21 protein-coding genes and 1 pseudogene are annotated in these 24,287 nt (G+C 59.8%); 17 read left to right on the top strand and 5 right to left on the bottom strand.

From position 1 onward, the window contains the following. Nucleotides 1-399: 399 nt before the first annotated feature. Nucleotides 400-6,171 (top strand): DUF11 domain-containing protein, encoded by a 5,772-nt coding sequence (locus DSM14862_RS08325; RefSeq protein ID WP_165481281.1) that lies wholly within the window; start codon nucleotides 400-402, stop codon nucleotides 6,169-6,171. Nucleotides 6,172-6,198: 27 nt separating this feature from the next. Continuing rightward, a pseudogene (locus DSM14862_RS08330) lies at nucleotides 6,199-6,489 on the top strand (integrase core domain-containing protein); the annotation flags it as partial. Between the two features lie 149 nt (nucleotides 6,490-6,638). On the opposite strand, the gene DSM14862_RS08335 reads toward DSM14862_RS08330, so the two are convergent. From DSM14862_RS08335 to DSM14862_RS08345, 3 genes are all read right to left on the bottom strand, one after another. Next, nucleotides 6,639-7,097 carry a DUF6194 family protein gene (locus tag DSM14862_RS08335; protein WP_007119811.1) on the bottom strand — a complete coding sequence of 153 codons (459 nt, stop codon included), beginning with the start codon at nucleotides 7,095-7,097 and terminating at the stop codon, nucleotides 6,639-6,641. Beyond that, nucleotides 7,063-7,311, bottom strand: coding sequence for a WYL domain-containing protein (locus DSM14862_RS08340; RefSeq protein ID WP_322790835.1), 249 nt, complete (start codon nucleotides 7,309-7,311; stop codon nucleotides 7,063-7,065). The genes DSM14862_RS08335 and DSM14862_RS08340 overlap by 35 nt, the downstream gene beginning before the upstream one ends. A 304-nt stretch (nucleotides 7,312-7,615) precedes the next feature. Continuing rightward, entirely contained in the window at nucleotides 7,616-8,053 is a 438-nt protein-coding gene (locus tag DSM14862_RS08345; protein ID WP_007119812.1) for a MerR family transcriptional regulator, read from the bottom strand. A 75-nt stretch (nucleotides 8,054-8,128) separates the two neighbouring features. Between DSM14862_RS08345 and DSM14862_RS08350 the strand changes: the two genes are divergently transcribed. From DSM14862_RS08350 to DSM14862_RS08375, 6 genes are read left to right on the top strand one after another with little or no spacing between them, the layout of a single operon-like run. Beyond that, on the top strand, nucleotides 8,129-8,518 hold the full coding sequence (locus DSM14862_RS08350; protein ID WP_007119813.1) for a mercuric transporter MerT family protein: 390 nt from the start codon (nucleotides 8,129-8,131) through the stop codon (nucleotides 8,516-8,518). Between the two features lie 14 nt (nucleotides 8,519-8,532). Beyond that, nucleotides 8,533-8,829, top strand: coding sequence for a heavy-metal-associated domain-containing protein (locus DSM14862_RS08355; protein WP_007119814.1), 297 nt, complete (start codon nucleotides 8,533-8,535; stop codon nucleotides 8,827-8,829). Next, on the top strand, nucleotides 8,826-9,062 hold the full coding sequence (merF, locus tag DSM14862_RS08360) for a mercury resistance system transport protein MerF (protein WP_007119815.1): 237 nt from the start codon (nucleotides 8,826-8,828) through the stop codon (nucleotides 9,060-9,062). Before DSM14862_RS08355 ends, merF begins: the two co-directional genes overlap by 4 nt. Beyond that, complete coding sequence (merA, locus tag DSM14862_RS08365; protein WP_007119816.1) at nucleotides 9,059-10,474, top strand: mercury(II) reductase; 1,416 nt, start codon at nucleotides 9,059-9,061, stop codon at nucleotides 10,472-10,474. Before merF ends, merA begins: the two co-directional genes overlap by 4 nt. Nucleotides 10,475-10,478: 4 nt before the next feature. Further along, entirely contained in the window at nucleotides 10,479-10,841 is a 363-nt protein-coding gene (locus DSM14862_RS08370; protein ID WP_007119817.1) for a hypothetical protein, read from the top strand. A gap of 45 nt (nucleotides 10,842-10,886) precedes the next feature. Next, nucleotides 10,887-12,233, top strand: coding sequence for a dihydrolipoyl dehydrogenase family protein (locus DSM14862_RS08375; protein ID WP_007119818.1), 1,347 nt, complete (start codon nucleotides 10,887-10,889; stop codon nucleotides 12,231-12,233). Nucleotides 12,234-12,291: 58 nt separating this feature from the next. On the opposite strand, the gene DSM14862_RS08380 is transcribed toward DSM14862_RS08375, so the two are convergent. Next, nucleotides 12,292-13,674: an amidohydrolase family protein gene (locus DSM14862_RS08380; protein ID WP_007119819.1), complete on the bottom strand. Its 1,383-nt coding sequence runs from the start codon at nucleotides 13,672-13,674 to the stop codon at nucleotides 12,292-12,294. Nucleotides 13,675-13,676: 2 nt separating this feature from the next. Next, nucleotides 13,677-14,402, bottom strand: a complete 726-nt coding sequence (locus DSM14862_RS08385; RefSeq protein ID WP_007119820.1) for a GntR family transcriptional regulator — start codon at nucleotides 14,400-14,402, stop codon at nucleotides 13,677-13,679. A 168-nt stretch (nucleotides 14,403-14,570) separates the two neighbouring features. On the opposite strand from DSM14862_RS08385, the gene DSM14862_RS08390 reads away from it, so the two are divergent. The 9 genes from DSM14862_RS08390 to DSM14862_RS08430 all read left to right on the top strand — a co-directional run bounded on the left by DSM14862_RS08390 (nucleotide 14,571) and on the right by DSM14862_RS08430 (nucleotide 24,216). Next, nucleotides 14,571-16,142, top strand: a complete 1,572-nt coding sequence (locus DSM14862_RS08390; protein ID WP_007119821.1) for an ABC transporter substrate-binding protein — start codon at nucleotides 14,571-14,573, stop codon at nucleotides 16,140-16,142. A gap of 61 nt (nucleotides 16,143-16,203) precedes the next feature. Then, complete coding sequence (locus DSM14862_RS08395) at nucleotides 16,204-17,190, top strand: ABC transporter permease (RefSeq protein ID WP_007119822.1); 987 nt, start codon at nucleotides 16,204-16,206, stop codon at nucleotides 17,188-17,190. A gap of 11 nt (nucleotides 17,191-17,201) precedes the next feature. Then, nucleotides 17,202-18,125, top strand: a complete 924-nt coding sequence (locus DSM14862_RS08400) for an ABC transporter permease (protein ID WP_007119823.1) — start codon at nucleotides 17,202-17,204, stop codon at nucleotides 18,123-18,125. A 9-nt stretch (nucleotides 18,126-18,134) separates the two neighbouring features. Next, entirely contained in the window at nucleotides 18,135-19,100 is a 966-nt protein-coding gene (locus DSM14862_RS08405; RefSeq protein ID WP_007119824.1) for an ABC transporter ATP-binding protein, read from the top strand. Further along, nucleotides 19,097-20,134, top strand: coding sequence for an ABC transporter ATP-binding protein (locus DSM14862_RS08410; RefSeq protein WP_007119825.1), 1,038 nt, complete (start codon nucleotides 19,097-19,099; stop codon nucleotides 20,132-20,134). The genes DSM14862_RS08405 and DSM14862_RS08410 overlap by 4 nt, the downstream gene beginning before the upstream one ends. 4 nt (nucleotides 20,135-20,138) lie before the next feature. After that, entirely contained in the window at nucleotides 20,139-20,774 is a 636-nt protein-coding gene (locus tag DSM14862_RS08415; RefSeq protein ID WP_007119826.1) for a flavin reductase family protein, read from the top strand. Beyond that, entirely contained in the window at nucleotides 20,771-21,511 is a 741-nt protein-coding gene (locus DSM14862_RS08420; RefSeq protein ID WP_007119827.1) for an aspartate/glutamate racemase family protein, read from the top strand. The genes DSM14862_RS08415 and DSM14862_RS08420 overlap by 4 nt, the downstream gene beginning before the upstream one ends. 12 nt (nucleotides 21,512-21,523) lie before the next feature. Beyond that, complete coding sequence (locus DSM14862_RS08425; protein WP_007119828.1) at nucleotides 21,524-22,729, top strand: amidohydrolase family protein; 1,206 nt, start codon at nucleotides 21,524-21,526, stop codon at nucleotides 22,727-22,729. Continuing rightward, nucleotides 22,714-24,216 carry a chlorohydrolase family protein gene (locus tag DSM14862_RS08430; protein ID WP_007119829.1) on the top strand — a complete coding sequence of 501 codons (1,503 nt, stop codon included), beginning with the start codon at nucleotides 22,714-22,716 and terminating at the stop codon, nucleotides 24,214-24,216. Before DSM14862_RS08425 ends, DSM14862_RS08430 begins: the two co-directional genes overlap by 16 nt. Nucleotides 24,217-24,287: the final 71 nt, after the last annotated feature.

The following is a 24,287-nucleotide window of genomic DNA, read 5'->3' on the forward strand; positions in this document are numbered from 1 at the left end:
CAAGGGTTTAATTTTGATTAACGCCCGTTTGTGCCGGAGCCTTTAGGTTTCCCTGACGAACGTTCAGGCGCGCCGCGCGAACCCACTGCTCAGCTTTGCCACCCAAGGCCGTTACAGCGAAATCTGCACTCCCTGGGCTAATAACCAAGCAGGTTCGGACCTCCGCCCTGATTGCCATTAATTGATAGTTAACCCCGCAAGGTTAAGAAATTTATCCAAAGGCTATGCCTATTAGCCGAAAGCATATGCCCAAGCTCCCCTTGCCCCGATTGACGCAAAAGGTGCCCGATGACAGCCTTAACGCTGATAGATTGAGAGTAAGTTATGGATTTGGCTAGATTTTTCTACAATAGCTATAAAGCAGTCTTGGGCGCGTTCTTTTGGCTATGCTTCTCAACAATGGTCCTATCGCACGGCGCTTGGCTGGGCGGTGGCGGCATCTCATTAACGGATGCCAGCCGGCAGCAGATTGCGGATAATGTCGCGGCGGGTCTGGCCCCGCTTTCGGCGGGTGATACGGTCACTGTAATCGCCGACTTCCCAGTCATAGCCGAGGGTACGCTCGATGGTCCGGGGGGGTATGCCACGCTATATGTTCCCGCCGGCACCGAAGTAACCTCCACTTATATCACGGACGCCACAGGCGCGCCGCTAGACGCGCGCCCTGCCCGGGCCTCTACAGGGTCCGGCGTGTCAAAGGGATGGGGTCCGAAAGGACAGCAGACGTTTGATATTTCACCCAACGGATGGTCCCCATCTGATACTGCGCAGTGTCAGGCCGCAGGTTTTTCAATTGCCGATTGCAACGCGGGTCTGGCCTATATCTATGGCGACACTGGCATTTTTTACTCTACGCGCTCGGATACTCAATTGTTTGCGAGCGGTTCGGATATCGCAACGTTGGAAAATGGATATCTTGTTAATCCCACAAATGGCAGTCCCTGGCCCAGTGTTGGTGGCATGGGCACGGCACGGGTTCACAACAAATGGGATGCGGTTCAGATCAACGCCTTTGGCTCGGGTGGCACAATCGATCCAAACGGTTTTTCTACGCAAGAGGAAACATCGATAACGGGCGGTCGGGGTGCGACGCCTTTTCGCGCGGGCAGCCCCGTCGCCGGCCCGGAATCAGGGTCGGATTGGGACCGCTACGGCACCACCGGCCCATGGAACCGCATTAGTTATCCTGGTTCTTGCGAAGCGAATGACCCGTTACTGGCGGGGCCAGATGGGCCTGCCACGGGCGACGGTTCCGTTTTTCCCGAAACGTTGGATCCGGGGGTCAATTCCTTCGAAGTCTGCACCGAAACGACATCTGGCTTTAACCTGAATACCAGCAGTGCGACGACTCTGCCAAGCGACACAAATGCGGTGCGCTACGCGTTCGGGGGGATCGCCCAGGGTGAAACCTACTTCGCCGTGATGGAGGTAAAGATCACTGACATCGAAAACGTCGGATATTTCAATGCAGAGGGTCACGGCGGGGATTCAGCTGAAGGTGCCGCAGCCGGGAACGATAACCCCTGGCGCTATTGGGTCGCTGGAACATCTGCCGTTTCACCTCCGGGTCCTGACGATCTATTTGTGTCGATCGCGATTTCCGCGGTGAATGGCACCCCCTATTCGGGCGGCGACATTCCGCAGGGTGCTACGCTCACCTACCGCATCAGCTATGTGAACACATCTCTGAGCCCTATGACAAACGTGCAGACAACCGTGACCCTGCCGCCGGAGATTTCTGGCACAGCAAACTTTCAAGTTATCTCAGGCGAGGATATCCGCCCCGCCACCGCACCAACAAACGGCACATTCTCGCTTCTGTCCTTGCCTGATTTGAACGGCCTTGGGTCCGGTGCCATCGAGTTTGACGCCTATATTTCCACAACGGCGGGAGGCAACATCACCGCGGATGCTGCCAACTCCAACGACGAAGGTGGCGCCGATACAGACAGCGTCAGCGTAAACGTGACTGCAGTGCCTACCGAAACGCTTCCAGTCTGTTCTGGTACGCGGTTCTCTGTCGTCGATTGGACATCTGACAGCCCTACAGCGCTTGGCGCGACGGCTACTTTCTCACGGTACGGCATCAGCGGCACGGTCACCGCGACGGCAAACGCAGATGCAGGTGTTTTTCGTCCGGCAGAGATCGGAACCGCGCAGGTTGTTTATTCTACCGGAACCGTCGGCGTTTTGACCCAGCAATATGCCACTTTGGACGTGAATTTTGATAGCCCCATGAGTTCGGTTCTTCTCAATGTCACAAGCCTCGATCTTGACGAATCCGTAACGATTTACGGCGAACGTAACGGTATCCGGGTGCAGCCTGCTGTTGTAAATGGCTCACTTTCAGCCCCCATGTTGCGTTTGGCCAACGTAGACGGTTCAGTTCTGGCAGAGCGTGATAGCACATTCTCGAACGCCGCTTTCCCTGAGAACTTTGCCGTAGAAGTCGGGTTTGGTGCCCCGATTGATCGGATCGTAATCGATCATGGGACGCGCAAAAATAACAGTGCAAATTTCGCAGATTCGCTGCAGCTAACGGACATTCAGGCCTGCGCCGACTTTACCGATGCCCCGTCAATCTATGGGGACGCACTGCATACGATGGGGCAAGAGCCGCGTGTCTACTTAGGCGATGCCGTTACGAGCGACGCAGGACCCGGGAACGCTGGTGACGCCAGTTCTGACGATGACGACGGCGTAGATATTCCCCTGCTTGTTCAAGGTTTCCCCGCAACAATCGAAGCGCGCGTACAAGGCGACGGCGGTTTCTTGACGGCTTGGATCGACTACGACGGTAACGATGTCATGGCGCTTGCCACCGCCGAAGAAATCGCGCGCGATTTACAAGACGACGGTACGGGCGGGGATGCGGTCGCCGGTGATGGCATAATTCAGTTTGAAGCGATCGTGCCGGGCGATGCGGTATTGGATCAGACCTTTGCCCGGTTTCGATGGTCTACTGCCCCGGTCGTTGGCGTGGCAGATATTTCACTGGATGGAGAAGTCGAAGATTACCCGATCAACATCGGCGCGGCGCCTTTGGTCGATCGTGGTGATGCCCCGGCGAGCTATGGCGACCCTTTGCATATCATCGCTGAAACCGGCATTGCAGGCACTTATTTGGGGGCGCTCTCTCCCGATCCCGAGGCGGCCTCTCAAGCAAGCCCGGATGCGTCGGGTGATGATCTCGACGGTAACGACGATGAAGATGGGGTTACGTTGCCCCAACTCTATGCGGGCGGCACCACCGAAATATCGGTTTTCGTCAACGAGGTGACTGGCGGTGTCGGAAGTCTGACAGGTGGTGTGGCTTATCTTCAAGCGTGGATCGATTTTAACGGCAACGGCGTGTTCGACGCCTCTGAACAGATCGCATCAGATCTTCAGGATGGCAGCGCAGGCGACAAAGACAGCACGTTGAATGGCGAGATCCGATTTGACGTGGTTGTGCCCGGAACTGCCGTTCTGACCCCGACATTCGCCCGGTTCCGATGGTCAACAACCGAAGGCGTCGTTCCCGTCGCACTTGACGGAGAGGTCGAGGACTACGTGCTGTCGATATCAAACGATGTGCCTCCAGTCTCATGCGACAGTGGCTTATACCTGCTATCCGACGATCCGACGCGACTAAGCAAGCTGCGATTTACCGACACGGGTTCAGGGTATTCCATGTCATCGCAAACGGTTGGGACAGCGCCGCGCCGGGTAGAAGCCGGCTGGGGGTACAATGAGAGTGATGGCTATATTTACGGTGTTCGGGCCGGAAAAGACGAACTTTGGCGCGTGGATGGCACCGGAAACTTTGTCGAGATGCCCGAATTTCCAGGCAGCGCGGCGCAAGCCGACGATGCGGGCGATATTCTTCCCAACGGCATCATGGTGTACGAAGCTGACGATGTCACATGGCAGTTGCTGGACCTGACAGACCCGAACAACCCTCTTGATGCCGGGCAACTTACCCTTTCACAACCTGTCACTGTGTCCGATTTCGCCGTCAATCCGTTGGATGGCTTCATCTACGGCATCAACGAAGACACGGGCAGCTTGTTTCGCGCCTTCGCGAACAACGGTCTCGCCGGTTTCACCACTTTGGTGGAGTTCGGACCCAGCGTTTTCGCTGGCATTTGGTCTGCGGTCTTCTTCGACGAAAACGGCCAGATGTTCGCTTATGAAGAGGTATCGAACTCAATATACCTAATCGACACCTCGACAGGCAATAGATTGAGACTGGCAACAGGAACAGATGAGGGTGGCTTCAGCGATGGCACGTCGTGCCGGGGCGGTACCCCTTTTGCACTGTCCGGCTTTGGCGGCAATATCTACGTTGACCAAGACGCTTCGGACATAAAAGACGGGTCGGAAGTAAATTTGGGTGGGGGCATTCGGGTTGATCTGTACTCTGACAATGCGACGCCAAATGATCTGAGTGACGATAGTTTCATCAGCACTGTCGATACGGATCCGGATGGCACTTATGCTTTCGTTGGTTTGCCGGCTGGCGCCACTTACCGATTAGAGGTGGATGTGAACGACGCAGACCTCCCCCCCGGCGCGCAAATCGGAACGTCAAACCCCCTTGTTGGTGTCAAAGCAGATTCTGGTGCGTTTACAGTGTCATACGATTTCGGGTTCGACCCGCAATTTTCTGACCTATCGATCACCAAACAAGCGTTCCGGGCGGGGACCACCTCTCCCGTCACAACCGCGGTCGAAGGCGATATCATTGATTGGATGATCAGCGTGACAAATGACGGGCCCGGCTCACCTTCTGGGGTCAAGGTCATCGAAAGCATTCCAGCGGGTTTTGCCTATATCAGCGACACTGCCCCCCCGACCGGAGATTATTTTGATCCAAGCACAGGCCTTTGGTTCGTCGATGAAATTTTGTCGGGCGCGACTGAAACCCTCACCATACGGGTACGTGTAACATCGGGTGGCAACTACACAAACGTCGTCGAGATTGTGAGCAGCTCCCTTCCGGATCTCGACAGTGATCCAAATGTTGGGCTGGCGCAGGACGATCTGCGGGACGGCATCGCCGATGATGACGAAGCCAGCGTCACGATCACGCTTGCCACTACGGGGGGGCAGATCTCTGGCCGGTTAATTCAAGATGATGGCCGCGGCGGCGTTGCGCATGATGGGTTGGCAACTGGAAATGAGGTTGGGACCAATGCAGGTAGCATTCTTCTGCTGGACGATAGCGGCGCGCTTTTGGCCAATCCGCAGATCGGTGCCGACGGACAATGGGCCTATCGGCTCGCGCCGGATTACACCGGTACTCTGACCGTTTCCACGGTGCCGCCAGAGGGTTGGCGGACAATTTCCGAGACGCCGGGCACATTGCCAAGTCTGGTCAACAGCGACCCACATGACGGTTCGTTCAGCTTTACTCCCGCTCCGGATACGGATTACAGCGGGCTCATATTGGGTATCGTTCCACTTCCAACCCTAAGCGAGGATCGGGATGCACGCATCGGTGCTGGCCAAATCACGCTACTTCCCCATCTTTATCGGGCGAGTTCAACCGGAACTGTCACCTTCACTGTTGAGAATATTTCTGAACCAGCGGTCGGCGCATTCTCAATTGCACTCTTTTTGGACAACGATTGCGACGGCGCACCCGACACACCGCTCACCGTCCCTATTTCTGTTCAAGCAGGCGATGAGCTCTGTCTGATTTCGAGAGTATCCGCCGGCGGTGGCCTTCCCCCGGGCAGCACTGTGACCTATCAGGTCCAAGCCGCTACTGACTTTTCCGGGACCGCGGTTTCGCATGTTTTGACAGATACGGACCGCGTGACCGTCGAAGTCGGGGGCAGTCAGCTCGTCTTAGTGAAAACTGTTCAGAACGAAACTCAAGGCACGGACGAAGGGTACTCAAATCAAGCGTCGCCTGGCGATGTACTTATCTATCGCATCACCCTCGTGAACCCAAGTCAGAGGAATGCATCCGCCATCACCATCCATGACCGAACGCCACCCTATACACAGTTGGCAGAGGCGATAACCACGCCCCAGATTGTAAGCCCCTCGCTGGTCTGCGACGTGGCGGACCCCACTGCAAACGTTCCAGGGTATATGGGGCCCCTAAGGTGGGATTGCAGCGGAACGCACGGCGCAGGTGCCGAAGGAAGCGTGCGGTTCAAGGTGCAGGTTACCCCGTGAACGAGACTTTTAAAGGAGCAGGTCAGGAAGCTCATGGAATGGGTTGAGAAACACAACGTGCGGCTCGAATACATTCAACCCGGTAGGCCCCGGCAGAATGTCTACGCCGAACCTTACAGCCGCACCGTTCGCCCCTCTCATCGAAACTTCGTTTCGACTGCCGGGCAGTGGGACGAATGGTTGGGCCAATATATTCTTGAAGCCATTGAGGAGGCACAAGACCAAGCAACGGAATGGCTCTGGACTTACAACAACGAGCGGCCCAACATGGGTATCGGCGGCATGACACTCACAACGAAGCTGAATACAGCAGCGTGAATTCTACGGCTGGACCCCCTCAAAAATGGGGGAATTGCCAAGGTCCGCAATGCGGACCTTTCAGGCCTTCGCTGCAAGGGCGCCAATGTCCGGTTCAGCGCACCGTTCAACAAGCGGTGGATATTGAGAGGGTGTGCTATACGCCCTCTCTATGGCATCCGCTTACGGAATGACGAAACCGCTTTTTCATATGCTGCGTTAATCAATGGCCTGATCTCGCCCAGTGTTTCCGGTGTGGGGTTGAGCACCGCAACCCAGCCCATCCAGCCATAAACCGGATGGGGGGTCAGCTCATTCAGCTGAGCAAAGTCCCAAGGGCCATCTACAATGCCGCCCTTGCCGGGGCGCCGCGGCGGCGGACCGAACCTTTCCATAAAAAGCGTCTTACTCGTGCCGGCATTGAGACGAAACACGCCGTCCCGGTCCAGCTTCGAGGCACTGTCGTTTGCGCCATCCTTTTCCTTTATCGTCGCGAAATAGACACCGCGCGGCAATACGTGGCCCGGATTGTAGAAAAGGGATGTTTCACCCCAAGCGTCTACGGCGATGGTTCCCTCGTATCGGGTCACAAGGTCATTCAGAATTTCGGCGGGGGTTAGTTCGTTCATTTTTATCACTCAAACTTTCGGGATAGTCTTTCAAGGGTCTCCCAATGTCCGGTTTGAACCCACGTTCGGTAAGATGCGCGCTTGATATCAAGTCCAGCCGGAAGACACGAAAATCTTCGCGGGTTTCACACCATCCCGTCAGAGTGAGCGTCTGATCCCATGCTTCTATTTCCAAAGGGCGAATGACCCGACGGGAACAGTTTGCTGATAACAAGCAACCTGCGGGCAGTCCAACTGTTGTTGGGCCATACCAAGATGAACAGCACTTTCAGATACCTCGGCGTCGAGCTTGACCGCTGGCTATCGCTAAAGCCATCGAAATCTGAAGGCGGGGGCCGTCTTCACGGTCGGCCCGCGGCTACATTAGCGACTTGCTGAGCAACAGGATGCAGAAAGCCGACATTCCACCGCAGTCGGCGAACGTTCTGATCCTTTGGGATCCAAAGGGCAATCTCCACTTGTTTGCCGTACCTTCAAACGCTGAACACACCATTCCTTCTTGTCGCGTCCAGTGCGGATCAATCTGCTTCGCCCACAGTCCCATCCGACAGCACCGTGAGGAGAGGACACTCTGGCGTGTCCGATCCGCTGCACTTCGCAATCGTTTCCGCCAAGATGGTCTCGATGTTCTGAAGATCCCTTATCTTCGCCCGTACGACGTCGAGATGATGCCGCCCGCGCTTCTCAACTTCTGCACAAGTATGGCTGCCGCGATCAACCATGCTAAGCAGCCCTTTGATTTCCTCCATCGCAAAGCCCAGTTCACGCGCCCGCATGATGAAGCCAAGCCGCTCAACATGTGCCGCCCCATAGCGGCGGTGTCCGGCGGGGCTGCGCGGTGGGTCGGGCATCAGGCCGACGCCTTCATAATAGCGGATGGTCTCAAGGTTGCAGCCAGTCAGGCGCGCAAGGTCAGAGCGTTTAAGGTCACTCGCAACACCGTGATCAACAGACATGCGTTTTCTCCTTGATCCTGTAGTTGCTACAGACCCTATCTTGCAAGTCATCACAGGGCAACAAAGAGCAAAGCGATGACAGATCACACCACCGCGACCACCAACCAGCACGAGGACCGATCCGGTTGGCTCGCCACCGGCGCTGGCGTGATTGGCGCGCTCGCCATGACCTCCTGCTGCATCCTACCGCTTGTTCTGGTCAGTCTGGGTGTGACCGGGGTCTTCATTGGTCAGCTCACCGCCCTTTATGCCTACAAGTGGGTGACTTTGAGCTTCGCGGCAGCGGCGCTCGCCTATGGGTTCTGGAAAGCTTACCGCCCGGTCCCTACTGACGCCTGCGCGGACGGCACCTGTGCGCGCCCGATTGATCGCGGGCTGATGCGCGGGCTGCTCTGGGGCGCTTTGCTTGTTGTGCTTCTCGCCCTGGCCTTTCCGGCCATCTCGCCGTTCCTTTTGACATTCTGACCATGAGGTCTCCCATGAAACTTCTTATCTCTACCACTGCGCTTATCTTTTCAGCCGGCGCAGCAATGGCCGCAGAGGCGACCACAAGCGTGGCTGTAGACGGGCTCACCTGTCCTTCGTGTGGCTACATTGTTGCCACCGCAATGAAGCGCGTTGAAAGCGTCGAAATCCTTGAGTTCACCGAAGGTGATGCCGAAAACGGCCTTTATGTCCTGCGCTACGATGATGCGCTCACCGATCCGGAGGCCATCGTCGCTGCCGTGACTGGCGTTGGCTATGGCGCGTCCTTGGCCGCGGAGAGCGGATCGTGAAGGAGGCAAAGGCAGCCAACAACCAGAGCCGTCTGCTCAAGGTTGGTCTTATCGGCACGGTCATTGTCGCCCTTTGCTGTTTCACGCCTGTGCTGGTCATTTTGTTCGGCGTGGTCGGACTGTCGGCGTTGCTGGGCTGGCTCGACTACGTGCTGCTGCCTGCACTCGCCGTCTTTATCGGCATCACAATTTACGCGCTCTGGAAGCGCCGCAATTCGGAGAACCCCACATGAAAGATATCAATTCACCCCAAAGCGGCCCCTATGATCTCGCCGTGATTGGAGCCGGCTCCGCTGGCTTTTCCGCCGCGATCACCGCCGCCGAGGCTGGTGCCCGCGTGGCACTGATTGGCGCAGGCACTATTGGCGGCACCTGCGTTAACGTGGGCTGCGTGCCGTCCAAAGCGTTGATCCGCGCGGTCGAGAGCCTGCATCACGCGCGTGCGGCGGGTCGATTTGAGGGGATTGAGGCCGAGGCCCGCGTGACCGACTGGGCGGCTACAGTTGCGCAGAAACAGGCGCTGGTCGAAGAGTTGCGCAGGGCGAAATACGCGGATGTGCTGCCCCGGCATGAGAATGTCGATTACGTCGAAGGCCGGGCGACATTCGATGATGAAGGCAATTTGACGGTCGATGGCGGCCTCTTCCCCGCGGCAAAGACCATCATTGCCACCGGCTCCCGCCCGCATGTGCCGGCGATCTCGGGGATTGAGGCCGTTGACACGCTCGACAGCACGTCAGCGCTGGAATTGTCTGCTCTGCCCGCCTCCATGCTGGTTCTCGGCGCGGGCTATATCGGCGTGGAACTGGCGCAGCTTTTCGCGCGGGCCGGTGTTGCCGTGACGCTGGTTAGCCGTCGTGGTGTGCTTCCCGAAGCGGAGCCTGAGGTTTCGGCGGCGCTTGAGGGCTACTTGGCCGACGAGGGCATCCGACTGGTGCGTGCAAAAGGCTATGATCGCATCTCGAAACGAGACGCCACCATCGCATTGCATCACTCGGATGGCCAAGTGCTGACAGCAGAACGGCTCGTGCTCGCAACGGGCCGCGCGCCAAACAGTGACGGGCTGAACCTCGCGGCTGCCGGGATTACGGTAGATGCGCGCGGAGGCATCTCGACTGACAAACAGATGCGCACCACGAACCCCAACATCTGGGCGGCAGGTGATGTTACTGGCCGCGATCAGTTCGTCTATATGGCCGCCTATGGGGCTAAGATCGCCGCCCGGAATGCCGTGGCGGATGAGACACGCACCTACGACAACGCGACCATGCCTTGGGTCGTCTTCTCTGATCCGCAGGTGGCCGGTGTCGGGCTGAGTGAAGCGCAAGCCCGTGACGCTGGACATGAGGTCGTGACCTCCGTCCTACCCCTTGATGCCGTGCCGCGTGCGCTGGCGGCCCGCGATACGCGCGGGTTAATCAAGCTGGTGGCCGAAGCCGGCAGCAAACGGCTGCTGGGCGCGCAGATCATCGCACCGGAGGGTGCCGACAGCATCCAGACCGCGGCCATGGCGCTGAAAGCCGGGCTGACCTACGAAGACCTTGGCGACACGATCATGCCCTATCTGACCACGGTCGAAGCGCTGAAACTTGCGGCCCAGACTTTCGAGAAGGACGTAGCCGCCCTGTCCTGCTGCGCAGGGTGAAGACATGGCAGATCACTCTAACCACGATTGGCTGGGCACCCGGCGCGGCAGCCTGCTCGCATGGTGGTTCCCTATCGGCGCGATGCTTCTGGCGATTCCGCTTGCCGATGGCCCAAAAACCGCGATCTGGGTCGCCGCACTGGTTTGGATGGGCATCGCCTGTCTGCGCAATGACCGGCGCTGTGGCCGCGTGCATTGCCGCTACACAGGATCGTTTCTGCTGGCGATGACACTACCGGTGCTTGCCTATGGGGCTGGCGTGTTGCCGTTGGGCGACGACGGTTGGCGTTGGCTTGGGCTCACGATCGGCTTCGGCGTGACTGGAATCTGGTGGCTTAGTGAACGAATGCTCGGCCGATATCGTTGAGCCTGCAACAGACGCCTTCCGAACTCTCGACTTTAAGGAAATTTCATGACCGAAACACTTGATCTGATCGTCATCGGCGCCGGCATGGCCGGGGTCAACGCCGCGAAAAAGGCCGCGCACGCAGGCTGGTCCGTCGCCATCGTGGACGAACTGCCCTACGGCGGTACCTGCGCCCTGCGGGGCTGTGATCCAAAGAAGATGCTACGCGCCGGGGCCGAGGCGGTCGACGCCGCGCGGCTGCTGAGCGGCAAGGGAGTGGCCGGTGACACGCGGATCGATTGGCCCGCGCTGATGAAGCACAAGGAAAGCTTTACGGACCCGGTGCCGGAGAACATGGAAGACGGGCTGAAGAAAGCCGGTGTGCAAACGCTGCACGGGTCGGCGCGTTTCACCGCAGAGGATCGGATTGAGATCGAAGGCCGTGGGGAGTTCTTCTTCAAGCATGCTTTGATCGCTACAGGTGCCAAACCGCGGCCGCTGGGTTTTCCCGGTGCCGAGTGCCTCATCGACAGCACAGACTTTTTGAACCTGCCGGAACTGCCAAAGCGCATCATCTTCGTTGGGGGTGGCTACATCTCATTCGAATTTGCTCATATCGCCGCACGAGCGGGCGCCGAGGTCACGATCCTTGATCACGGCGCACGGCAGCTCAAGACGTTCGATCATGATCTAGTCGATATGCTGCTGGAACGCAGTCGCGCGGCGGGGATCGAGATCATTTCCGAAGCAACCCCCGAAAAGATTGAAGCTGCCGGCAAGGCGCAGCGCATCTTCTACGGCAAAGACGGCAATACTCAGGTCAAAGAGGCCGACCTCATGGTTCACGGCGCAGGTCGCGTGCCGGCCGTCGATGAGTTGAATCTAAGCGCTGCGGGCATCGATACGGATAATGGCGGCGTGAAGGTTACCCCTTGGTTGCAATCCACCTCCAACCCCCGCGTTTACGCTGCCGGAGACGCCGCGGCCTCCCCGGGCAAACCTTTGACCCCGGTGGCCGTCTTCGAAGGCAAGATCGCCGCATCCAACATGCTGAAGGGCAAGCAGACCGAGCCGGATTACACGGGCGTGCCCAGCGTGGTATTCACCATTCCCGAACTCGCAAGGGTCGGCATGCTGGAAGAAGAAGCGCGCCAGACCGACGATGTAGAGGTGTCATTCACAGACACTTCCGGCTGGTTCTCCCAAAAACGCTTGGGCGAGACCCATGCTGGTGCCAAGATCATCTCGGATACAGACGGCAAGATTTTGGGCGCGCATATGTTCGGTCCGGACTACGCGGAACTCATCAACATCTTTTCTCTGGCGATCAAGCTGGGGCTTTCGGTTGATCAGATAAAGACGATGCCGGCGGCTTATCCAACGGGGACGTCGGATATCGGTTCGATGTTCTAAGGTCGTTAAGTTGCTGCCAACCCCCGCTTCGAGAGACCAGCTCTTCGTTTGGCTCAGCCTACTCAGCCCACAGATGCGTCAGGCTACAGCGCGCGACAGCCTCCTGTAACTCCCGCGCTGCGGCGTCGAGGATCGCGTCTTCGTCCAGATCGGTCTTACGGTGCCGCATGCGGATGTCTCCGTTGACGATCACGGTATCTACGTCTGCCGCGTTGGCAAATTGCGCCACGGTCGTCAGCGGCATCATCGGCGGGTAGAGATGCGGCTTGCGGCGGTCGAGCATGACGATATCTGCCTTTTTGCCCGGTTCAAGCGAGCCCAGATCATCCTCCAGTCCAATCGCCTTTGCCGCGTGGATCGTACACATCTCCAGAACGTCGAGCGGCATCATCACCTCAGGATCGCGGAAATGGCGGCGGTGGTAGTGCAGACATTGGGCCATGTGGCGGAACATGTCATAGCCCCGATCCGGCGCCGCGGCGTCTGACCCCAAGGCGACGTTCACGCCCATGTCGCGCAGTTCAGGCGCAGGGCAGCGGCCAAGGACGGACATGATCGCCGACGGGTTATGCACGATAGACGCGCCGCTGCGTTTCGCGGCGGCCATGTCTTCCAGAGTAAGATCGACAGAATGGGACAGATAGGCCCAAGGGCCGAGAATGCCGAGCTCTTCGGCCAGCGCGATGGAACCTTCGCGGTGGCCGTCCTGGGTGAACAGCAACCCGTGCTTTTCGCGCATATCCATCGCTGCGCGGCACATCTGGCGGATTTCGTCCGAGTTCTGAGCGACTTCATCAGGGGAATAGACCGGCATGATCAAACAGATGCCGGTGCCCTCCCCCAACAGATCGCCATGCGCCTCGGCCAACTGCCCGCATACTGCAAGCTGGTCCTCAAACGTCAGGGTGACATCCCGGCTAAGGTCAAGGCTGCGGTAGGCCTTGGGAAAAGGCCGCCGGTTCAGCCCGACTGCAAGCATGGTGCGGATGCCGATCTCACGCGTGGCGGCGCAATGCAGGTCGCCTGCCTCTGTCGTATCGGTGCGGTAATGGTCGGCCCCACCGCCGAGCAGCATGGTGCAGGTGGTGATCCCCGCCTTGAGCCGCTCCAACCCGGAAAGCCGGGCTTCGGCCTGCCAGAATTCAGGGGTTGACCCGCGCGTGTAGATGTCTTCGCAGGCCTGAAACCACGCGTCACCGTCCCCCCCGCCAAGGTTGCGTGTCAGACCGTGCCCGGCATGGGCATGGCTGTCGATCAACCCCGGCAGGGTGATCATATCCGCGCCCTCGATCCGTTCTGCCCCCGCGGGCACGGCCACCTCATCGGCCAAACCAACGGCAGTGATGCGATCCTTTTCGAAAAGGATCGTCGCGTTTTCAATCACCCTCCGATCGGAGTCCATTGTAATTGCGGTGGTGTTGGTAATCGCATGGACAGTCATTCTTATCCCTCGCTCAAGGCCGTGCCGAGGACATCGTCCTGCAAGCCGTTGCCTTCACTTGACGCTTCCAATTTCAATGTTCTTTCCGCTTCCTGCAGATGTTCATCCATCGCAGTTTTAGCAGTATCAAAGTCCCCCGCAGCCAGTGCGGCGACGATGGCGGCATGTTCATCCGGGCCACATTGCGTGTCGCATTTCGGTTGGAAAACCGCCGTGACCAAGGTGCTTTTTGAGACAAGGTCGCGCAGAATATCTGCAAGCAAGGGCGAGGCCGCGAGTTCGGCCAGCAGCATGTGAAAGGCACCGGAAAGGCGGATGATGCGGGCGGTATCGCCCTCGGCCAATGCTTCGCGTTCCTCGGCGATATGGGTCTCAAGCGCCGCCAACTTATCTTGCGCGCCATGTTTCTTAAGCGCGTCGATAACGCCCCGTTCAACTACTCGGCGGGTGAAGAAGACATCGCGCGCCTCATCCACCGAAGGCGTGGTCACAAAGGCCCCCCGATTCGGGATGTGGCTCACCAACCCATCATGGGTCAGCTGGTCCAGCGCCCGGCGGATTCTTGGACGACTCGCGCCAAAGATTTCACACAGCCGCTCTTCTTTCAGGCGGGTGCCGGGCGGCAAACGGCGTTCTGCGATCGATTTCCAGATCCGTTCATAGATCTGCTTTTCCGTGAGTTTGGTTTCTGGCAACTGCTTTTCCTCACCCGTAATTTTTCTGCTCATACCTTGTGCAACAGTCGCCGAAACGACGCCAAAAGTGCAAGCAGTTAATGTTTGCAAAAATTGTTAACAATAATTGTAGACAGAAAAATCGAATTGTGCCAGCTTTTCCCCAGTTGCTCACATGAAGGCCCCTCAAGCCCGCTTAGCGACAGAAACAGGGAGACAACAATGACACCGCGCAACCTCTTATTCACTGCAACCTCCGCACTGGCGCTGGCCTGTGCCGGCGGCGCTCAGGCCGAAACGTTCCGGCTGGGCACCAATGGCGACCTTTACGGATTGGACCCGCATTCCATGACGGACAGCTTTACTGTCTCGTTCCTCAATCACGTCTATGAGGCGTTGGTGCGCTATGACGCGGACCTCAAGATTGAGCCGGCCTTGGCGACAAGCTGGGAACAGATCGACGAGACCACTGTGCGCTACACGTTGCGCGAAGGGATCAAGTTCCACGACGGTCAGGACTTCTCGGCCGAGGATGTGGTGGCATCGGTGAAGCGCGCGGCGCATGAAGATTCGCCTATTCGTGGCAATATCGCCGGGCTGGTCGATGCCAAGATGGTCGATGAGATGACTGTCGATCTGATGCTGGACGGGCCGAACCCGCTGCTCAACAACTTCCTGACCAACGTCCTGATCTTTGACAGCGGCTGGCTGGAGGAGCATGATGCGCTGGACCCGATTGATGCGCAAAAGGGCGAAGAAGGCTACACCACGTCGAATGCCAATGGCACTGGCCCCTTCCGCTTTGAATCCCGCACCCCCGACGCGCAGACCGTGCTGACAGTCAACAACGACTGGTGGGACGAGCCGCAGCACAACCTGACCCGGATTGAACTGAACCCAATCAACTCCGACGCGACCCGTGTGGCGGCGATGCTCTCGGGCGAACTCGACATGATCTTTCCCTCGCCGCTGCAGGACGCCAAGCGGATTGAGTCCACCGACGGTATGCATGTGCTCGAAGCGCCGGGACTGCGGGCGATCATGATGGGCATCAACATGTCCGACAAATCGAACAATCCCAACCAGGAAGGGAATCCGCTGCAAAAGGTCGAAGTGCGTCAAGCGCTGGTTCATGCGATCAGCTATGACCTGCTGCGCGACAAGATCATGCGCGGTAAGTCTCGCAACCTTGGCGGGCTGGTCGCCCCGCAGGTGCCGGGCTTTGACGAAAGTGTCGATGCGATCCCCGCCTATGATCCCGAACTGGCCAAGAAAATGCTGGCCGATGCGGGCTACCCCGAAGGCTTCAGCCTGAACATGAACTGCCCGAATGACCGCTACGTCAACGACGCGGCGATCTGCCAGGCTCTGGCGGCGATGTTCGCGCGTGTTGGTGTGAAGGCAGACCTGACGGCAGAGACCAAGGCGATCCACTTCGAGCGCGCCCGCGCCAATGAGACGGATATGTTCATGCTGGGCTGGGCGACCCTGCCAATGCTCGATGGCTACTCGGTGCTCTCGGCCATGCTGCACACGCCCGGCGGGCAGATGGGCACATGGAACCCCGGCGGCTATTCCAATCCCGAAGTCGACCGTCTGACCCAAGCTGTGGCCACGGAACTCGACGCCGAGAAACGCCATGAGATGATGGTCGAAGCCTTCCGCATCGCCGATGACGAAGTCGCATGGTTGCCATTGCACGCGCAGCCCCTGTCTTGGGCTGCACGGGACGCCGTGAAGATCCCCCAGACCGCGGACGACAAACCGCGCCTCTGGCTCGCCCGGATCGAGTAACCTCCCCCGGCGGGCGACCTCCCCACGCCCGCCACCCTTCCCTTGCCAGCCGGAGGCCAGCATGTTTGCCTTTCTTATCCGCCGCATCATTCAGGCCGCGTTGGTGATGCTCGTCGTCGCCTCGATCGCCTTCTTGATGTTCCGCTTTCTGGGCGACCCGATTTCCAATCTTCTGCCCGAAGACGCCACCGTCCAAGACCGCACTGAGATGCGCGAGAAAATGGGGCTGAACGACCCTGTTTTGGTTCAGTACGGTCGTTTCATCGTCGATGCTGCACAGGGCGACTTCGGCCAGTCCTACCGCAACAACCGCCCCGTCTCGGACCTTCTGGCCGAGCGCTTCCCTGCCACCGCTGAATTGGTGCTTGTCGCGGCGAGCCTTGCGCTGGCGCTTGGTATCCCCTTGGGCATCTATACCGCGCTCAACCCGCGCGGCTGGCTGAGCCAAGGCTTGCAGGTGATCTCGCTTCTGGGCATTTCAGTGCCGACCTTTGTGACCGGCATTTTGCTGATCCTCGTCTTCTCCGTCTCGCTGGGCTGGCTGCCCAGCTTTGGCCGGGGCACGGTGGTTGATCTGGGCTGGTGGACGACTGGTTTCCTCACCGTCTCTGGCCTTAAGGCGCTCATCCTGCCCGCGATCATGTTGGCGCTGTTCCAGATGACGCTGATCATGCGGCTGGTGCGCGCCGAGATGCTGGAGGTCCTGCGCGCCGACTACATCAAGTTCGCTAAGGCGCGGGGCATTCCCAACCGGATGTTGCATTTCAAATATGCGCTGAAGAACACGCTGATCCCGGTCATGACGATCTTTGGCCTGCAACTGGGCGGGCTGATCGCCTTTGCCATTATCACCGAAACGGTTTTCCAATGGCCGGGCATGGGCTTTTTGTTCATCCAAGCCGTGAACTTCACCGACGTGCCGGTGATGGCTGCCTACCTCGTGCTGGTGTCCTTCATCTTCGTCGTCATCAACACGCTGGTCGACCTTTTGTACAATGTCGCCGACCCGCGCCTGCGGGCCGAAAGAACGCCCGCGCGCGGCGTCTGAGGAGCTTTTCCATGTCAAATTTCATGCCCATGCTATACGCCTTCTGGGACAGCGATATCACCTACAGTTTCCGCAAATCGCGGGTGGCTGTCATCTCGGCGCTGGTGCTGCTGGCGATGTTCCTTACAGCGATCTTCGCCCCGAGCCTCGCACCGCAGAACCCGTTCGACATCGCAGAGCTGGACCTTTTCGACAGCGAATTGCCCCCTGCTTGGGTAGAAGGCGGCAGCACCGCCTATCTGCTCGGGACCGACACACAGGCCCGCGATGTGCTCTCTTCAATCATGCACGGGATGCGGATTTCGCTGCTGGTAGGTTTCGCCAGTGTGATCCTCGCCGCAGTAATGGGGGTGACCCTCGGTCTGCTTGGCGGCTTCTTGGGCGGGATCGTCGATGCGGTCCTGATGCGGATCGCCGATGTCCTGCTGAGCTTTCCGCCGATCCTCGTAGCGCTGCTAATCAACGGCGTGCTACGCGGTGCCCTGCCCAGTTCGGCGCAGGCCGAATCGGCATTGATCGTACTGATCCTATCCATCGGCCTGACCAACTGGGTGCAATACGCCCGCACCGTGCGCGGCTCGACAATGGTCGAACGGCGCAAGGAATATATCGAAGCGGCCCGTACGCTCGGGACCGGCAAAGTGGCGATCATGATGAAGCATATCTTGCCCAATGTCCTCGGCCCGGTGCTTGTTATCGCCACGATCAACCTTGGCATGGCCGTGCTGACCGAAGCGACGCTGAGCTTTCTGGGTGTCGGCATGCCGCCCACCCAACCATCGCTCGGTACGCTGATCCAGATCGGCAATGAATTTCTGTTCTCCGGCATCTGGTGGGTCGTCGTTTTTCCTGCCGCAGCACTGGCTATCCTCGTGTTGGCGGTGAACCTGCTGGGCGACTGGCTGCGCGATGCGCTTAACCCCAAATTGCGGTGAGGTACCCCAATGTCACTTCTTGAACTGGACAATATCGTTGTCGAATTCCCCACCCGCCGTGGCCCGCTGGAAGCGGTCAAAGGGCTGAGCCTCGACCTCAATGAGGGTGAAATCCTTGGGCTGGTCGGTGAATCCGGTGCAGGCAAGTCGATCACCGGCGCGGCCATCACTGGGCTGATTGAGCCCCCCGGCCTGATCCGCTCGGGCGAGGTGCGCCTACGCGGTGAGCGTATTGACAATCTGCCCCCCGAAAAAATGCGCCGCATCCGGGGCAAGGAAATCGGCGCGATTTTCCAAGACCCGCTGACCAGCCTTAACCCGGTCTATACCGTGGGGGATCAGCTGATCGACACGATGCGCGTGCATCTGGGCCTTGACCAGAAAGCCGCCCGTAAACGCGCCATTGAATGGCTGGCCGAGGTGGGCATCCCCGCCCCCGAAACCCGGCTGGACCAGCACCCGCACCAGTTTTCTGGCGGGATGCGCCAACGGGTTGTCATCGCGCTGGCGCTTTGTGCCGAGCCGAAGCTGATCATCGCGGATGAGCCGACAACGGCGCTTGATGTGAGCGTGCAGGCGCAGATCCTTGCCCTGCTCAAACGGCTTTGCCGCGAGAATGGAACGGCGGTGGTTTTGGTAACACACGACATGGGCGTCATCGCAGAAACCGCCGATCGTGTGGCGGTGATGTATGCCGGCCGCCTGGTTGAGATCGGCGATGTGAAGCAGGTGATCGAAGACCCTCTGCACCCCTATACGCGCGGTCTCATGGCCTCGATCCCGCAGATTGGCAACCGCGACCGGCGGCTCACGCAGATCGAAGGCGCGATGCCCGGCCTGCGTAATCCCGCGCCCGGTTGTGCCTTTGCCCCCCGCTGCCCGCGTGCGATGGACCACTGCCACAGCATCCGCCCCGTTCCACAAAATGCCGGCACCGGCCAAGTCGCCTGCCACCTTTATGGAGAGACGAAATGACACCGCAAATCGTGCCAGAAGACATCCTCAGCGTCCAGAATATCTCCAAACGCTTCGACGTGTCCGAGCCTTTCTTGAACCGTCTGATCGAACGCCGCCCACGCCGCATTCTGACGGCGGTGAACGACATCAGCTTTGATGTGCCGCGGGGCAAGACCTTTGCCGTGGTGGGCGAGTCCGGCTGCGGAAAATCTACCGTGGCGCGGCTGCTGATGGGGCTGCACACCCCAAGCGCGGGCGCAATCCGCTTTGAGGGGACAGACATCACCCACATGCCCCCCGGCAATCCCCCCGAACTGCGCCGCCGGATGCAGATGATCTTTCAAGACCCCTATGCCTCGCTTAACCCGCGCTGGCGGGTGCGTGACATCATTGGCGAGCCGCTGAAGAATTTCGGCATTTGCAAGACCCGCGCTGAGGTGACCCGCGAGGTGGAAAAACTGCTGAGCCAAGTGGGCCTGAACCCCGCCGACGCCAAGAAGTTTCCCCATGAGTTTTCGGGCGGCCAACGCCAGCGTCTGTCGATTGCCCGTGCCCTCACGACGCGGCCTGAACTGCTGATCTGTGATGAGCCCACCTCGGCGCTGGATGTGAGCGTGCAGAGCCAGATCCTCAACCTGATGAAAGACCTGCAGGATGAGTTCAACATGAGCTACATCTTCATCAGCCACGATCTGGCGGTGGTCTGGTACATGGCCGATGTGCTGGCGGTGATGTATCTGGGCAAGATCGTCGAGGTCGGCCCCAAGGAGCAAATCTTCGAGAACCCGCAGCACCCCTACACGCGTCTGCTGATGGAAACCGTGCCTAAACTCACCGTCGGCGGCACCGAACGAACCCCGGTATCGGGCGAAGTGCCGAACCCGATCTCGCCCCCGCCCGGCTGTTCGTTCCACCCACGCTGCCCGCTGGCGAATGACACCTGCCGCAGCGTGGCACCGGAGTTAAACCTGCGCGCGGGCGGTCAGAAATCGGCCTGTCACGCAGCGGACGAAGGCCGGTTGCCGCCATGGCTGCGGCTGGCGGCGGAGTAACGAGATGGAGTTTGATTTCACCACCCTGCCCGAGCGCGACCGCTACCGTCTGCTGTCGAGCTTCGTCGCCCCACGCCCTATTGCGCTGGTCACGACGCTCTGTCCTGACGGGGTGGCCAATGCGGCCCCCATGAGCTTTTTCAACGTCTTCTCGCAAGAGCCGCCCATCGTGATCCTTGGTATCCAGACCCGGCCAGATGGCACGGTCAAGGACACGGTGAACAACATCAACGCGCGGCAGAGCTTTTGCGTGAACATGGTCGACATGGCGCTGGCGCAAGCGATGATCACCTGCGGCATCAGCTACGCGCCCGACGTCGACGAGATCGCCACCGCCGGGCTGACCATGACGCCTGCCAGCCAGATCGAAGGCGGGTGGATCGCCGAAAGCCCCTGCGCGATGGAATGCGTGGTGGCCGAGACCATCCGATACGAGCGGCGCGAGATTATTCTGGGCCGGGTCGTGCAAATGCATATCCGCGACAACTGCCTTGATGACGCGGGCCGCTATGTGCGCCCCGAGAACTACCAGCCCATCGCGCGGCTGCATGCCGACAATTACATCACCTCTGACCGACAGTTTGAGCTGAAGGCCCCCGCCCAGCCTCCCGCTGGCGTGACACGGAAAGCCGCTTCATGAAAATCCACCTTATCAATCCAAACTCGACTGTGGGGATGACCGACGCCATCGCCCGCACCGCCCGCGCGCATGCCGGGCCGGGGATCGAGATCATGGCAGTCACAGCGCGCGGCACCCCGCCCAGCATCGAAGGCTACGCCGACGAGGCCCGCGCCGTGCCCGCCATGCTCGACGCCATTATCGCCGCAGAAGCACAGGGTGCCGTGGCCCATGTGATCGCCTGTTTCGACGATCCTGGCCTTGACGCCGCGCGCGCTGTGGCGATGGGGCCGGTGATCGGCCTGTGTGAAGCCGCGCTGATCGCGGCGGGCCGGATCGCCAAGCGCTTTTCGGTTGTCACAACCCTGCCCCGCGCCGTGCCGATCATCGAAGACCTTGGGGATCGCTATGGCTGTGGCCGGGCGCTCTGCGCGGTGCATGCCGCCGATATCCCGGTGCTGGACCTTGAGTTCGCCCCCGTGCAAACACTGCCCCTAATTGCCCGCAAGATCCGCCAGTCGGTCGAAGAAGACCGCGCCGAGGCCGTGGTGCTGGGCTGCGCGGGCATGAGCGCACATCTGGAGCAATTGGGCCGCGACGCCGGGGTGCCGGTAATCGATGGCGTGGGCTTTGCCATCCGCATGGCCGCAGGCTTGGCCGCCACGGGGCTGTTGACCAGCAAGGCAGGTGCCTACGCCCTACCCCGCGTGAAGCAAGCCGCCGAAGCGCAGCCGCGCGTCGCCCCCCTGACACGATAGACTGGACAAGCCATGACCAAGCCACTGCTGCTGAAAAACCTGCGCCTGATGGGTGCCGCGAAAACAGACGTATTGATTGATGATGGGCGCATCGCCCGGATCGCCCCTGAACTCACGCCAACCGGCGATGTCACCGTCGAAGACTGCGGCGAGGCACTTGCGCTTCCCGGGCTGGTCGATGCCCACGCGCACCTCGACAAGACGCTCTGGGGCATGCCATGGCATCCGCACCAGCAGGGCAAAAGCCTACAGCAGATGATCGACACCGAGCGTCATCTGCGCCACGTGTTGGACATGGACGCGGAGCGCCAATCGTCGCGGCAGGTGGCACTGGCGCTGTCCAAAGGTACGACGGCGATCCGCAGTCATGTCGATATCGACACTGACCACGGGTTGAGCCTGTTTAAGGGGGTCGCGGCAACACGAGCGCGCTATGCCGAGGTGATGCAGATCGAGATCGTCGCCTTCCCGCAATCGGGCATGATGATCCGTCCCGGCACGGTAGAACTGATGGACCAAGCCCTGCGCGACGGGGCCGAAATCGTCGGAGGGTTGGACCCCTGCGGCATTGACCGTGACCCCAAAGGGCAGCTTGATGCGGTCTTTGGGCTGGCCGAGAAACACGGCAAGCAGATCGACATTCACCTGCACGAACCGGGTGAAATGGGCGCATTCAGCCTTGAAATGATCCTCGACCGGACCGAGGCGCTGGCGATGCAGGGCAAAGTGACCGTGAGCCATGCATTCTGCCTTGGCATGAACGATCAGGCGCGGGTCGCCTCACTGCTGGACCGGATCGCCGCGTTGGACGTGTCGCTGGCCACCACGGCGCCCGCGTCGCGCCCGGTGCCTTCGGTCGCCGACTGCCGCGCGCGCGGCATCGCGATCTGCGCGGGCAATGACGGCATCCGCGACACTTGGACACCTTACGGCAACGCCTGCATGCTGGAACGCGCGATGCTTGTCGGCCTGCGCAACAATTTCCGCGCCGATGTTGAGGTCGCTTGGGCGCTCGACACCTGCACCACCGACGGAGCGCGAGTGATGGGGCTTAAGGACTATGGTCTCACCGAAGGCAGCCGTGCCGATCTTGTGCTGGTGGATGTCGAAGCGCTGTCTGAGGCGATCACCCTGCGCCCCCCGCGCCGATTGGTCATTTCCGGCGGGCAGATCGTGGCCCGGAATGGGGAGACGGCAAGCGCATGGCAAACAGCATGAAGCGCACCGCCCTGACCGCCGCTTGGGTGGTCGGCCATGCAGATGGCCAGCACTGCCTTTACCACAACGGTACAGTCGTCGTTGAAGGCGAAAAAGTACTGCACGTCGGCCATGACTTCGACGGCGAGGTGGCAGAAACCATAGACTTCGGCGAGGCGCTGATCGGGCCGGGATTTATCGACCTTGACGCGCTGGCCGACCTCGACACCACGGTGTTGGGCTATGATAACCATCCGCCCGAGCTGAAGGGCCGGGTCTGGCCGCAAAGCTACATGCAAGCCGGGCCGCGCGAGATGTATACACCCGACGAACTGGCCTTTCAAAAACGCTATGCCTTCACCCGGTTGGTCCGCAACGGCATCACCACCGCCCTGCCCATTTCCTCGCTTTTCTACCGCGCTTGGGGGGAGACGGCGGAGGAGTTTGACGCCGCGGCAGAGGCGGCGGCGGACCTCGGTCTGCGGGTCTACCTCGGCCCCGCCTATCGCAGCGGCAATCTGGTTGTCGATCAGAAACGGCAGATCGGCTTTCACTATGACGCGCCGCGCGGGATTGCGGGATTGTCAGAGGCCGAAGCCTTTATCGCCCGGCACGAGAACACCCACGGCGGGTTGATCCGCACCATGCTGGCCCCCGACCGGATTGAGACCTGCACGCCCGACCTCCTGCGCCGCAGCGGTGCAGCCGCCCGCGATCACGATGTGCCGATCCGTCTGCATTGCTGCCAATCGCGGCTGGAATATGACTTGGTACTGCAACAGCATGGCAAAAGCCCGTTGGAATTGCTCCGCGATACCGCGTTCTTTGCGCCCGCCACGATCCTGCCGCACGGGCTGTTTCTGTCAGGCATCAATGGGATCACCCATGAGGCGCCTGACCATGAAATTTTGATAAGCTCCGGCGCCGCACTGGCCCATTGCCCATTGGTGATGGCACGCGGGGGCAAAGTCCTGCACTCTTTCGCGCGCTTCCGCGATCTTGGGGTGACCATCGGCATGGGGACTGACACGCACCCTGCTGATATGATCCAGAACATGGCCCTTGGCGTGATGACCGCGCGGATTGCAGAGGGCAATCCGACCTGCGTCAGCGCCGCCGATTTCTACGACGCGGCGACCTTGGGAGGCGCGGCGGCGCTGAACCGGCCTGATCTGGGTCGGCTCGCACCGGGCTCTGCGGCAGACTTAAACGTGATCCGACTAGATTCCCCGGACATTGGCCAGCGCATTGACCCGATACAAACCTTATTGCTCAACGGCTCAGGCCGGGATGTGTCGGACGTGATGATCGCCGGGCGTTTCGTTATGCGCGATGGCGCGATTCCGGGTGTGGATGAGGGTGCATTTCGCCGGCAGGCTCAGGCGCAATTCGATCGGATGGTTGCGCAATATCCTGATAGGACGTTGTTTCACCCGCCGGTAAAAGAGATTTTTCCGACGAGTTATCCTCTGCGTGGTCATGCGCCTGCAATCAGGCGAGGTGGTTAAGGGACTGAAAGGTCGTTCGTGATTTAACGAGCTGCTTTGGGCGGGGTTAAAGCGGCTCGTTTTGACCCAAG

It is taken from the genome of Sulfitobacter indolifex (assembly GCF_022788655.1).
Classification (GTDB): Bacteria; Pseudomonadota; Alphaproteobacteria; order Rhodobacterales; family Rhodobacteraceae; genus Sulfitobacter; species Sulfitobacter indolifex.